13 protein-coding genes, 1 tRNA gene and 1 pseudogene are annotated in these 12,229 nt (G+C 66.6%); 11 read left to right on the forward strand and 4 right to left on the reverse strand.

What is annotated here, in order from left to right; genetic code table 11:
• Positions 1-394 precede the first annotated feature (394 nt).
• On the reverse strand, positions 395-814 hold the full coding sequence (locus KOF26_RS14015) for a hypothetical protein (protein WP_216326195.1): 420 nt from the start codon (positions 812-814) through the stop codon (positions 395-397).
• Positions 815-1,130: 316 nt separating this feature from the next.
• A tRNA-Val gene (locus tag KOF26_RS14020) sits at positions 1,131-1,206 on the reverse strand.
• A 161-nt stretch (positions 1,207-1,367) separates the two neighbouring features.
• On the opposite strand from KOF26_RS14020, the gene KOF26_RS14025 reads away from it, so the two are divergent.
• The 4 genes and pseudogenes from KOF26_RS14025 to KOF26_RS17435 form a co-directional block, all read left to right on the forward strand.
• On the forward strand, positions 1,368-1,946 hold the full coding sequence (locus KOF26_RS14025) for an SRPBCC family protein (RefSeq protein ID WP_216326197.1): 579 nt from the start codon (positions 1,368-1,370) through the stop codon (positions 1,944-1,946).
• Entirely contained in the window at positions 1,946-3,130 is a 1,185-nt protein-coding gene (locus KOF26_RS14030; protein WP_216326200.1) for a zinc-dependent alcohol dehydrogenase, read from the forward strand. Before KOF26_RS14025 ends, KOF26_RS14030 begins: the two co-directional genes overlap by 1 nt.
• 13 nt (positions 3,131-3,143) lie before the next feature.
• Positions 3,144-3,923 carry an SDR family NAD(P)-dependent oxidoreductase gene (locus KOF26_RS14035; RefSeq protein ID WP_216326202.1) on the forward strand — a complete coding sequence of 260 codons (780 nt, stop codon included), beginning with the start codon at positions 3,144-3,146 and terminating at the stop codon, positions 3,921-3,923.
• 50 nt (positions 3,924-3,973) lie between these two features.
• A pseudogene (locus KOF26_RS17435) lies at positions 3,974-4,123 on the forward strand (PAS domain-containing protein); the annotation flags it as partial.
• 54 nt (positions 4,124-4,177) lie between these two features.
• Here KOF26_RS17435 and KOF26_RS14045 read toward each other — a convergent pair.
• Positions 4,178-4,591 (reverse strand): low affinity iron permease family protein, encoded by a 414-nt coding sequence (locus tag KOF26_RS14045; protein ID WP_216326204.1) that lies wholly within the window; start codon positions 4,589-4,591, stop codon positions 4,178-4,180.
• A gap of 125 nt (positions 4,592-4,716) precedes the next feature.
• Here KOF26_RS14045 and KOF26_RS14050 point away from each other — a divergent pair, with 125 nt between their 5' ends.
• The 7 genes from KOF26_RS14050 (at position 4,717) to KOF26_RS14080 (ending at position 11,914) form a co-directional block, all read left to right on the forward strand.
• Positions 4,717-5,460: a TspO-related membrane protein gene (locus KOF26_RS14050; protein WP_216326206.1), complete on the forward strand. Its 744-nt coding sequence runs from the start codon at positions 4,717-4,719 to the stop codon at positions 5,458-5,460.
• 73 nt (positions 5,461-5,533) lie between these two features.
• Complete coding sequence (locus KOF26_RS14055; protein ID WP_216326209.1) at positions 5,534-6,916, forward strand: alkaline phosphatase family protein; 1,383 nt, start codon at positions 5,534-5,536, stop codon at positions 6,914-6,916.
• 10 nt (positions 6,917-6,926) lie between these two features.
• Positions 6,927-8,141: a 3-dehydroquinate synthase gene (locus KOF26_RS14060; protein WP_216326212.1), complete on the forward strand. Its 1,215-nt coding sequence runs from the start codon at positions 6,927-6,929 to the stop codon at positions 8,139-8,141.
• Positions 8,138-9,340 carry a metabolite traffic protein EboE gene (gene eboE, locus KOF26_RS14065; RefSeq protein WP_216326215.1) on the forward strand — a complete coding sequence of 401 codons (1,203 nt, stop codon included), beginning with the start codon at positions 8,138-8,140 and terminating at the stop codon, positions 9,338-9,340. The genes KOF26_RS14060 and eboE overlap by 4 nt, the downstream gene beginning before the upstream one ends.
• A complete protein-coding gene (locus tag KOF26_RS14070) occupies positions 9,331-10,191 on the forward strand; it encodes a UbiA family prenyltransferase (protein WP_216326218.1) in 861 nt (286 codons plus the stop codon). Before eboE ends, KOF26_RS14070 begins: the two co-directional genes overlap by 10 nt.
• Position 10,192: 1 nt before the next feature.
• On the forward strand, positions 10,193-10,870 hold the full coding sequence (locus KOF26_RS14075) for an EboA domain-containing protein (RefSeq protein ID WP_216326223.1): 678 nt from the start codon (positions 10,193-10,195) through the stop codon (positions 10,868-10,870).
• A gap of 9 nt (positions 10,871-10,879) precedes the next feature.
• Positions 10,880-11,914: a TatD family hydrolase gene (locus tag KOF26_RS14080; RefSeq protein ID WP_216326228.1), complete on the forward strand. Its 1,035-nt coding sequence runs from the start codon at positions 10,880-10,882 to the stop codon at positions 11,912-11,914.
• 10 nt (positions 11,915-11,924) lie between these two features.
• Here the strand turns inward: KOF26_RS14080 and KOF26_RS14085 are convergent, their stop codons facing one another.
• Positions 11,925-12,224 carry a hypothetical protein gene (locus tag KOF26_RS14085; protein WP_216326231.1) on the reverse strand — a complete coding sequence of 100 codons (300 nt, stop codon included), beginning with the start codon at positions 12,222-12,224 and terminating at the stop codon, positions 11,925-11,927.
• Positions 12,225-12,229: the final 5 nt, after the last annotated feature.

Consider the following 12,229-nt stretch of genomic DNA (forward strand, 5'->3'; position numbering starts at 1 on the left):
GCAAGGAATGCCATCGTTTTGGAGGAAAGTCAGTCTGTTTCCTAGACCGGGACGGAGAGATTGATCCGTACTGAAGGAAATATTCGGGTTCGTTTCGGCGGAGTATCATTTCTGCAAGATAATGATACCGGAGCCGGAATAATTCTTACCTAAGTCGTAGTGATCTCGTGCTTCTTATGCACCTTAAGTAAAATGAACTTTGGACGGTCGATGCTTCCCGAAGAACGGAGCCCGTAATATTGATAAGGTAGATGGAGGCGCCTGCCGTGATGACATCGGTGGCGAACGGCGTGGAATGCTTGGCGCGACAGCCGGCTGCTGAACGAGTTGATCGCCAGAGGCGTCAGGCTCGGCCGCGGCAGGCTCGCGCGCTCCCGGGCCGGCTAAACCGATATTATCCCGCGACGATCTCGCAGCCGGTCAGTGTCCAGGCGACGGACGGGTTATCCGTCTGATAGCCCTTCATCAGCAGCCATCCCCGGTCGACCTCATAGCCAGTGACCGTGATGCTGGTACGCTGACGATCATTCCGCGTCACCACATCGCCGACCTCGGGAGGCGGAGTGTCGCCGCTCCAGAGAGGCAGCCCGCCGAGGTTGCTGGGGTGGGCGCTCGACGGGGCTTCATATTCGGCCGGCTCGTAGCGTGGGACGCAGCCAGTCGCGAGGACAAGCTCCGCATCGCCGATGATCCGCGCTTCCGGCACGACGCGCTGCGCCGATCGGGCGTCGCGGCCGTGCACCCCGCCGACGAAACGACTGAAACCTGCCCGGAAAGCGGATCTGTTATCGCGACCTGTTGAAAAGTTCCGCATTTCGTCCCCCGGACTGCACGTTCCATCGAAACGTACGCCCGCCTTCGTGTCAACTGGCGGTGTGCCGTTGGTCCCGTGATGAGACATTTTCGGCACGGATTTCCTGTGACGCGACACCCGTCGCGACGACGACGGGCCTCAACAATCATGACCCCTCAGCGCCCTAGTAAATGGCGATCGCTAATTTATCGTTTACTCGCGGGACGATTGATCGGCGCAACGCGGGCGGGAGACGGCCGCGGCGAGCCGTCCCCGAAATTTGATCGTGCATTGCGGCGATGGCCTTCGAGGCCATTGAGCATGTTCGGGTTCTGACTGGTGGGCGGTGACGGGCTCGAACCGCCGACCCTCTCGGTGTAAACGAGATGCTCTACCAACTGAGCTAACCGCCCGCGCGGACCTTTGTCGGCGCCGTTCGTCTGACGGCGCGATAGAGCGGATCGCGATCGAGGTAAACAGGCTCTCGCCCCGCTTTGTGAGAACGCCTCTGCAACGGTTGGAACGGCGGCTCGTCATGGCCGGTTCTTGGCTCTCCCGCGTAATGGAGATGCTCGTGGCAGACCAGCAGACCGATGACGCCCCACTCACCGCATCGAAGCGAAGCGAGGCCGTCGACGAAGCAACCGAGGCATTGATTGAGCCCAAGGGCGACGCGCTGGTCGGTCGCGCCGTGACGATCAACCGGCCGCGCAGCGAACTCTATGCCTATTGGCGCGATTTTTCGAACCTCGCCACCGTCATGGAGAATGTCGAGCGTATCGACATTCTCGACGAGCGGCGCTCCCACTGGGTGGTGAAGGCGCCGGGCGGGCGCACGGTGGAATGGACCGCCGCGATCACCGAGGAGCAGGAGGGCCGCATGATCGCCTGGGCGTCGGAGGAGGGCGCGGAGGTGCCGAACAGCGGCCGCGTCGATTTCCGCGACGCGGGCGCGCGTGGCACCGTCGTCACCGCGACGATTCTCTATGATCCGCCGGCCGGCACGATCGGCAAGCTGATCGCCAAGCTGTTCCAGCGCGAGCCCGGCATCCAGGCGCGCCGCGACCTGCGGCGCTTCAAGCAACTCATGGAAACCGGCGAGATCGCCACCGGCGCGCGCAACCGCGCCGAACTTGAGAAGGAACAGAATTGATGCGCGCGCTCACCTGGCACGGCAAGCATGACGTCCGCGTCGAAACCGTCGACGATCCGGAGATCGTCAATCCGCGCGATGCGATCATCAAGGTGACGGCGACGGCGATCTGCGGATCCGACCTCCACCTTTATGACGGCTACATCCCGACCATGCAGGCCGGCGACATCCTCGGGCACGAGTTCATGGGCGAGGTCGTCGATGTGGGCCCGCGCTCGACGCTGAAAAAAGGGCAGAAGGTGGTGGTGCCGTTCACCATCGCCTGCGGCGCCTGCTACCATTGCGGCAAGCATCAATATTCCGCCTGCGACAACGGTCTGCCCGCCGACAATCAGGATATCGCCCAGGCCGCCTATGGCCAGCCGATGTCCGGACTGTTCGGCTACAGCCATATGACCGGGGGCTATGCCGGCGGGCAGGCGGAATATGTGCGCGTGCCCTTCTCCGACGTCGGCCCGATCGTCGTCCCCGACGATATCGATGACGAAAAAGTGCTGTTCCTGTCCGACATCCTGCCGACCGGCTGGCAGGCGGCGGAATATGCCGAGATCGAGCCGGGCGACACCGTCGCGGTGTGGGGCTGCGGCCCTGTCGGCCTGTTCGCGGTGCAGTCCGCCTTCCTGATGGGTGCCGAGCGGGTCATCGCCATCGATCATTTCCCGCACCGGCTGGAACTGGCCCGACGGTTCGGCGCGGAGACGATCAATTTCGAGGAAAGCGCGACCTACGAGGCGCTGATGGAAATGACCGGCGGCATCGGCCCGGATGCCGTGATCGACGCCGTCGGGCTGGAGGCGCACGGCCTGTTCGTCGACAATGTCATCGACCAGATCAAGGCGTCGACCTTCCTCGGCACGGATCGCATCCATTCGATCCGTCAGGCGATCATCGCCTGTCGGAAGGGCGGGCGGGTGTCGATGCCGGCGGTTTATGGCGGCTTCGTCGACAAATTCCCGCTCGGCGCGTTCATGGAGAAGGGCCTGACGATGAAGACCGGCCAGACCCATGTGCAGCATTACATGCCCGCGCTGCTCGCGGCAGTGCTGGAAGGGAAGATCGACACCACCTTCCTGATCTCCCACCGCATGCCGCTCGAGGATGCGGCCAAGGGCTACAAGATATTCCACGACAAGCAGAATGAGGTGACGAAGATCGTTCTCAAGCCCGATCTCGCCATCGCCTGACAGGAGAGACCCAATGGCTAACAAATTCGGGATCATCACCGGCGCCTCGACCGGCATCGGGCTGGAGCTGGCCAGGCTGGCGCTGGCCGATGGCTATGATCTGCTGGTCGCTGCCGACACGCCCTTCGTCGATATCGGCGCGGGGCTGGGCGGGCTCGGCGGGTCCGTGGAGACGCTGGAGGTCGATCTGTCGACGATCGACGGTGTCGACCAGCTGCTCGAGGCGGCGGGCAACCGGCCGATCGACCTGCTCTGCGCGAATGCGGGACATGGGCTCGGCCACGCTTTCCTTGACCAGCAGGTCAGCGAGTGGCGGCACGTCATCGAGACCAATATCACCGGCACGCTGTACCTGCTTCAGCGGGTGTTGAAGCCGATGGTTGCGCGCAATGACGGCAAGGTGCTGGTGACGGGATCGATCGCCGGTTTCATGCCCGGCACGTTCCAGGCGGTTTATAACGGCAGCAAGGCGTTCGTGGACAGTTTCGTCGATGCGATCCGCAACGAACTCAAGGACAGTGACGGCATCACCATCACCACGCTGATGCCCGGTCCGACGGAGACCGAGTTCTTCCATCGCGCCGGCATGGACGACACCAAGGTCGGCCAGCAGGCCAAGGACGATCCTGCCGATGTCGCCAGGACCGGGTGGGATGCGCTGATGTCCGGCAAGGCGGATATCGTCCACGGCCTGAAGAACAAGTTGCAGGTCGCGGCCAGTCGCGTCCTTCCGGAGAAGGTCACGGCGCAGATGCATCGTAACCTCGCCGAGCCCGGCAGCGGGGAGAACTGACGCCGGTTTGGCCTCACCCCGTTCGGTCGCCATAGAGCGGCCGGATGGGGATGGCGGATCCCGAGCGGAGTCCTCAGACGTTGCTCGAGGCGGTCGTGATGATCGACGGCACGGGCATCGTCGTCGGCTGGAGCCCGAGGGCTGGCAGATGTTCGGGACAGTCGGCAGCCGACGCATGCGGGCGTTCGACGAGCGGGTTGATCGTGCCCGCGCGCTATCGCGTTCCCGGTGGAACTGGCGATCGCGCCGCCGGCTCAATAACGCTTGAGCAGCCGCTCGACGGTCCGGCAGGTGGTCTTCTCCTTGCCTTCGGAGAGACCGCGAATGTCCTGCTCCAGGGCATCGCGGATGGCCGCGATCTGGGCGTCGGTGAGATGCTCGATGCCGACAAACTCCTCACGGGCCTTGTCCAGCGCGCGCAGAATCTCGTCGAGCTTTGCCTGCATCGCGGCGCCATCGCGGTTCTGGCTGTTCTGGATAAGGAACACGGCGAGGAAGGTGAGCACCGTCGTTGCCGTGTTTACGATCAGCTGCCACGTATCCGAATAATGCAGGAACGGGCCGCTGAGCGCCCAGATGACGATCAACAAGGTCGAGACGATGAACGCCATCGGCTGTCCCATCATCTGGGCGGACTTGGTGGCAATGTTCGTGAAAAACCTGTCCATCGTCTTCTCCTGGCGCACGGGGTGAAAACTCGGCAGCACCGGGATAGGTTCAATGGCGAAACGATGGGGGGTCGGGCGCCGTCGAACACCCGGCAACCGATCGCGGGCAGGGAGGTTGAGGGGCCATGGCCTCCCCCTTGTCACGCCTCGCCCCCCTGATCCTGGCGCTGTTCCAGATCGTCGCGCCGCTCCTGCCGCGGCTCGGCATCGGCTTGCCGATCGGCGACCAGTCCGACGCGGTACGCAACCTGATCACGCCGGCCGGGTGGGCATTCGCAATCTGGGGGCCGCTCTATGCCGGCACCATCGTCTTCGCCGTCTATCAGGCGCTCCCCGGCCAGCGCGACAATGCGCTGGTGGCGGCGATCCGCTGGCCGGCGGCGGCGGCATTTCTGGGCAACGGGCTGTGGGCGGCCTATACCCAGCTGCACGGCCTCGGCGCGATCTCCAGCGGGATCATCGTCGGCACGCTGGCGTGCCTGCTCGTCATCAATCGCCTCTTTGCCCGCTGGCCTGAGCGACTTCACGCTGCGGAGCGCTGGTGCGTCTTCCTGCCGTTAAGCGCTCTCGCCGGCTGGATCACAGCGGCAACTATCGCCAACTTCGCCGCCACCTTGCGTTTCTATGAGGTGGCGGTGACCCCGCCGCTCGCTGCGACGATGCTGATCGCCGGCGCGGTCGGCGCCGCTGTCCTGCTCGTGCAATGGCGCGGCAATCCACCCTACGGGCTGCTATTCCTGTGGGCGCTGGCGGCGATCTTCGCGGCGGGCGGGCAGGCAAGCGCGATCGTGGCCGCCGCCGCGGCGATCGCCGCCATTCTGGTGCTGGCGGCGATGGCGATCGGCCGGCGCAGCGCGGTGGCGCCTTGACAAGCACCGCCCCGGCGTCCAGCCCGCCGGGTAGTTTTGGTATACAGCTCGTCACCGGCGACAGGGATCTGGAATGCGTCGCACCATCGTCATCAATGTCGTCGGGCTGAGCCCGCGCATGCTGGGGCCGGAGACGCCCAACCTCAGCAAGCTCGCCGCCGAAGGCGCCCATCGCCCGCTGACCAGCATCATGCCCGCCGTCACCTGTTCCGCTCAGGCCACCTTCCTGACCGGGGCCCTGCCTACAGAGCATGGCATCGTCGGCAATGGCTGGTATTTCCGCGACCTCTCCGAAATCTGGTTCTGGCGGCAGTCGGCGGCGCTGGTCGGCGGTGACAAGCTGTGGGACGTCGCGCGCGCCCGCGACCCGGGTTTCACCTGCGCCAACATGTTCTGGTGGTACAATATGTACTCCGGTGCCGATATCGGGGTCACCCCGCGGCCGATCTATCTCGCCGATGGCCGCAAGCTGCCCGATTGCTATTCCGCACCGGCCGAGCTGCGCGACGAGCTTACAGGGCGGCTCGGCACATTCCCGCTGTTCAGCTTCTGGGGTCCGGCGACGACCATCGCGTCAAGCGAATGGATCGCCCGCGCCTCCATCCATGTCCGCCAGACGCGCGACCCGACGCTGACGCTGATCTACCTCCCGCATCTCGATTACGGCCTCCAGCGGGTCGGCCCGCATCATCCGTCGATCGCAGACGATCTGCGCCAGGTCGACGCGGTGTGCGGCGAGATCATCGCCGATGCGGCCCGCGACGGGGCGCAGGTGGTCGTGCTGTCGGAATATGGCATCACCCCGGTCAACCGGCCGGTGCACATCAATCGGGCGCTTCGCCGGGCCGGCCTGCTGGCGGTACGCGATGAGCTGGGCCACGAGCAGCTGGATGCCGGCGCCTCGCACGCCTTCGCGGTTTCGGACCATCAGGTCGCCCACGTCTATGTGCGCGATCCTGCCCGCGTCGGCGAGGTGAAGGCCCTGCTTGCCGCATTGCCGGGCGTCGAGCGCGTGCTGGACGCGGACGGCAAGGGCGATTTCGGGCTCGATCATCCACGTTCCGGCGAACTGGTGGCGATCGCCGCGGCGGACAGCTGGTTCACCTATTATCACTGGCTGGACGATGCCCGGGCGCCCGATTTCGCGCGTACCGTCGAGATCCATCGCAAGCCGGGCTATGACCCGGTCGAGTTGTTCTTCGATCCGAAGCTCGGCAATCCCAAGCTTGCCGCCGGCTGGCGGCTGGCCAAGCGCAAGCTCGGCTTCCGCGCGTTGATGGACGTCATTCCGCTGACCGCCGAACTGGTCAAGGGATCGCACGGGCGGATGGTGGACGATGCGGCGGACGGCCCTATCTTCATCTCGTCCAATCCCGATCTGGTGCCCGACGGCCAAGTGGCGGCGACCCAGGTTCGGGATCTCATCCTCGCCCATGTCTTTGACGGGGCCGCCTGAAGATAGATTGATGTCGCTCGACCACGATTCAGACCAGGTCCATCCGACCGACGAAATGGGCGCCCCGCCGGCCGAGGCCGCCACGGACATCTATGTCCAGCGCTTCACGGTGGCCTACGACTATCCGGTCGCGTTCACCCGCGACCTCTTCGCCGCCACCAATCCGGTGTTCGTTCGCGCCGTGACCCGTCAGGACCCGGATAAACTGGCGAGGATCATGGTCCTCGTCGATGAAGGGGTGGCGGCCGCCCTGCCGGGGCTGACCGAGGCTGTCGCCGCCTATGTCGCCGCGCATGCGGACCGGCTGGAACTGGTCGCCGCGCCCGAGGTGATCCCCGGCGGCGAGGGGTGCAAGAATGATCCGGCGCTCGTCGAGCGGTTGCAGCGGCGCGTCGTCGCGCTGGGCGTCGATCGCCATAGCGTGATCGTCGCCATCGGCGGCGGTGCCGTGCTCGATCTGGTCGGCTATGTCGCTGCGACGGTCCATCGCGGCATCCGCCATGTCCGGGTGCCCACCACCGTGCTCGGTCAGAACGATTCCGGCGTCGGCGTGAAGAATGGTGTCAACGCCTTCGGCCAGAAGAACCTCCTCGGCAGTTTCGCGCCGCCTTTCGCGGTGCTGAACGACGCGGCCTTCCTCGATCGGCTCGACCCGCGCGAGAAGACCGCGGGCATGGCCGAGGCAGTCAAGGTCGCGTTGATCCGTGACGGCGCGTTCTTCGCGTGGCTGGAGGCCGAGGCGGCGGCGCTTCGCGCGCATCGGCGGGCGGCGCTAGACCGGTTGGTGCGCCGCTGCGCCGAGTTGCACATGATCCAGATCGCCGGTGGCGGCGATCCGTTCGAGCGCGGCAGCGCCCGTCCGCTCGATTATGGGCATTGGTCCGCGCACAAGCTGGAGCTGCTCACCGATCATGGCCTGCGCCATGGCGAGGCGGTGGCGATCGGCCTTGCCCTCGATGCGCGCTATTCGGTGCTGGCCGGCCATCTCGCCGCCGGCGGGGAGGAGCGGGTGCATGCCCTGCTCACCGCGCTGGGCCTGCCGGTGTGGCATCCCATGCTCGAAGCGCCCGAGTTGTTGCGCGGTCTCGGCGAGTTCCGCGAGCATCTTGGCGGTGAGCTCACGATTACCCTGCTCGCCGGCATCGGCCGCGGCATCGAAGTGCATGAGATGGACGAAACGCTGATCCGGGACGCCATCGCGTGGCTGAAGGCGCGCGCGGCATGAAGCTTCCCGGCGCTCTTGGCCACCTGACCTATTGCACCAATGTCCATCCGGGCGAGACATGGCCGGCGGTGGATGCGGTGCTGAGGTCGGACGTGCTGGCGGTACGCGACGCGATGGATGCCGGCGGCCCGTTCGCGATCGGCCTCAGGCTCTCGGCGCGGGCGCTGGCAGACGCGGCCCGGCCCGAGGCGCTGGCGGCGATGAAGGCGCATCTCGCCGCCGAGCGGCTCTACGTCTTCACGCTCAACGCCTTTCCCTACGGCCCTTTTCACGGGACGCCGGTAAAGGCCGACGTTTATCTGCCCGACTGGCGGGCGGAGGAACGGCTCGCCTACACCAACGCCGCCGCCGATTATCTCGCCGCCTTGCTGCCGCCCGGAATGGAAGGCAGCGTCAGCACCGCGCCCGGCGCCTTCCGCGCCAATGTCGGTTCGTCGCAGACCCTGGAGGCGATCGCAGACGCGATGTTGCGCCACGCCGCCCACCTCGTCGCCATCGAGCGGCGGACGGGGGCGGTGATCGCCCTCGCCATCGAGCCGGAGCCGGCCTGTCTGCTGGAGACCACGGCGGAGGCGGTGGCGTTTTTCGAGGCGCATCTTTTCTCGCCCGCCGCCGTCGCCCGGCTGGCGGCGTTGACCGGTCTGTCGCCGGGGGACGCCGAGGCGGCGCTGCGCCGCCATCTCGGCCTGTGCTTCGATCTGTGCCACGCGGCGGTCGAGTTCGAGGATGCCGGCGAGGCGGTGGCGCTGCTGCGCTCGGCCGGCGTGAAGGTCGCGAAGATGCAGGTCAGTTCCGGCCTGCGCTTGCCCGAGGTGGGGAGGGATGCGGCGACCCTGCTCGGGCCGTTCGACGACGAGGTCTATCTGCATCAGGTGGTCGAGCGGACCGGTGACGGCCTGCTCAACCGCTATGACGATCTGCGCGACGCGTTTGCGGCGCTCGCCACGGCCGGGCCGGATGCCGGGCGGGAATGGCGCGTCCATTATCATGTGCCGCTGTTCCTCGAGGCGCTGGGCGCATTCGCCTCAACCCAGCCCTTCGTGCGCGAGGCGCTGGAGCTGCATCGCCGCCAGCCCATCTCCCAGCATCTCGAGGTCGAGACCTATACCTGGGGGGTGCTGCCCGATGCGTGGCGCGCCGCCAGCCTGCCGGAAGCGATCGCCCGCGAGCTGACATGGGTGCGCGACCAATGGCATTGACCCTGTCGGTCGCCTTCCGCCTCGGTCGGGTGTCGAACCTGCCGACGGTGTGGACCAATGTGCTGGCCGGTGTGATGCTGTCCGGTGCGGCGTTCACCGGCGGGGCCGTGGCGTTGCTGATCGCGGCGCTGTCCCTGTTCTACGTCGCCGGCATGTATTTCAACGATGCCTTCGACGCCGGCTATGACGCCAGAACCCGGCCGGGCCGCCCGATCCCGTCGGGCGTGGTCACGGCGCGCGCGGTATTCATGCTGGGTGGGGCGATGATGCTGGTCGCGCTCCTGCTGCTGGCGTCGCTGCCGGCGCGTTCGGGCGGCCTGCTCGCCGCGCTCGGCCTCGTAATCGCGATCATCGTCTATGATGCCTGGCACAAGGCCAATCCGTTCGGCCCGGTGGTGATGGGCCTGTGCCGGCTGCTCGTCTACGTCATCGCCGCGCTCAGCCTCACCGACGCGCCCGATCCCGCCGTCTATGTCGCGGCGCTGGTGGCGCTCTCCTACCTGATCGGGCTGACCTACGCAGCCAAGCAGGAGGACCTGACCAGGATGGGCAGCCTGTGGCCGCTGCTGTTTCTGGCCGCGCCGCTGCTCTACGGTGTGCGGACCGCGGCGGAGGGGGGCGTGGGCCTCGCCGCCTATCTCGCGCTGGCGGCCGTGATCCTGTGGTCGGTGTGGCTGATGATGCGGCCGGGGCCGAAGGCGATCGGCAAGGTGGTGGCGCTGCTCATCGCCGGCATCTGCCTGCTCGACGCGCTGTTTGTCGCCGGCGCGGGCCAGCCGGGGTGGGCAGTGCTGGCGATGCTCGGCTTCGTCGTCACGCTCGCCGCGCAACGCATCATTCCAGGAACATGAGATGACACCGCTCGATCTTCTGACCGTCTGGCTGGAGCGGCAGGCCGACCCGCAGGCCGTAGCGTGGCTTGCCGAGCGCCGCGCCGCCGTCCGCGCCGAGCCCGACGCCCGCACGCTGACGATCGCGCTCGGCCTCGTCCCGCGCAAGATCGGCAAGGCCGCCCTCGATCTCACGGCGGAGGATGTCTCCGCGGCTGACCGCGCCCGCCGCGGCTGGCGTCCGCAGGGCCTCACCGCCGATCAGACGGCGCGCATCATGCTGCTGCTGGAAGCCGGGGGCGCCGATGATTTCCCCGCCCTGATCAAGCGCGTGCTGACCACCTCGGACCTTGCCGAGCAGATCGCTGTCTATCGCGGGTTGCCCCTCTACCCGGGGCAGGCGGCGCTGGCGCCGGTCGCCGCCGAAGGGGTGCGCAGCGCCGTGCGTGCGGTGTTCGAGGCGGTGGCGCACGGCAATCCGTTTCCGGCCGAGCAGTTCACCGAGGCCGCCTGGAACCAGATGGTGCTGAAGGCCCTGTTCGTCGAATCGACGTTGGCGCCGATCATCGGCCTGGACGATCGCTGGAACCCGGAGCTCGCCCGGATGCTGCGCGACTATGCCGCCGAGCGCACTGCCGCCGGTCGGCCGGTCAGCCCGGAATTGTGGCGGGGCGTCGCGCAATCGGATGGCATCGCGTAGGAGAGGAACATGACCGAGATCGCCTGTCCCTGCTGCGGCGGCGCGCTGACCGAAGCGCAGCTCGCCGATCTCCGCGCCCAGCTCGCCGCCGAGCCGCAGTCGCCGCTTGCCAGCCTGCCGGCCGGCGCGATGTTCATTGATCCGCACTGTCACATGATCTCACGCACCACCGACGATTACATGGCCATGGCCGCCGCCGGCATCGTTGCGGTGGTTGAGCCGGCGTTCTGGCTCGGCCAGCCCCGCACCAATGTCGGCTCCTATATTGATTACCTGTCGCACATCATCGGCTTCGAGCGCTTTCGCGCCGGTCAGTTCGGCATCCGCCATTATTGCACCGTCGGTCTCAATTCGAAGGAGGCCAATGACGAGGCGCTGGCCGAGGCGGTGATGGACATCCTGCCAGCCTTCGCCGCCAAGGAGGGCGTGCTGGCGATCGGCGAGATCGGCTATGACGACCAGACGGCGCTGGAGGACCGCTATTTTCGCGCCCAGATCGAGCTTGCCAAGGAGCTTGATCTGCCGATCATGATCCACACCCCCCATCGTGACAAGAAACGCGGCACCAGCCGGACGATGGATGTGCTGATCGAGCATGGCTTCGATCCGGCGCGCTGCGTGATCGATCACAATAACGAGGAAACGGTGCGCGAGGTGCTGGATCGCGGCTTCTGGGCGGGCTTCTCCATCTATCCGGGCACCAAGATGGGCAATGCCCGCATGACCGAGCTGGTCATGCACTATGGCGCTGAGGGGATCATCCTCGATTCAGCCTGCGACTGGGGCAATTCCGATGCGCTCGCCGTGCCCAAGACGGCGCTGATGATGGCCGCGCGCGGCATCGCGGCTGAGACGATCCGCAAGGTCACCTACGACAACGCCCTCGCTGTTTACGGCCTCAACGGGGAGATGAAGCCCGCTGACTGGCTGGAGGCGGGCGAGATCGACCATGGCGCGCTGTTCTCCGGCAACAGCGTGCTGCGCGCCGGCGAGATTCCACGGCTGCCCCGGCGCGGGGCCGGCGGCGGGCTGGAGATCGTCTGACCGTTCGCGGCTATCGGCCACGCCGGTCAGGCTTGGCGGGCTTCGTCGTCTCCTGCGCCGCATCGAGCGTGCGCGTGCGCTGATCGAGCTCGCCCTTGAGCTCCGCGATCTCCGCGTCGATGCGCGCGGCCGCGGCGATCTTCTCCTCTTCCAAGGCCTTGATGCGCTCGGCTACCCGATCGATCTGCTGTCGCTGCAGCTCGGCCGGCTTGCCAAGCGCGGCCACTGCATCCGTCTTGCCGCCCTTGAGCGCCTCGGTCAGCTGCGCGCTGAGCCTGGCCTCGTGATCCGCGAACTGGCCGATGTCCATGCGAT

This window comes from Sphingomonas quercus (assembly GCF_018863195.1).
Taxonomy (GTDB): domain Bacteria; phylum Pseudomonadota; class Alphaproteobacteria; order Sphingomonadales; family Sphingomonadaceae; genus Solisphingomonas; species Solisphingomonas quercus.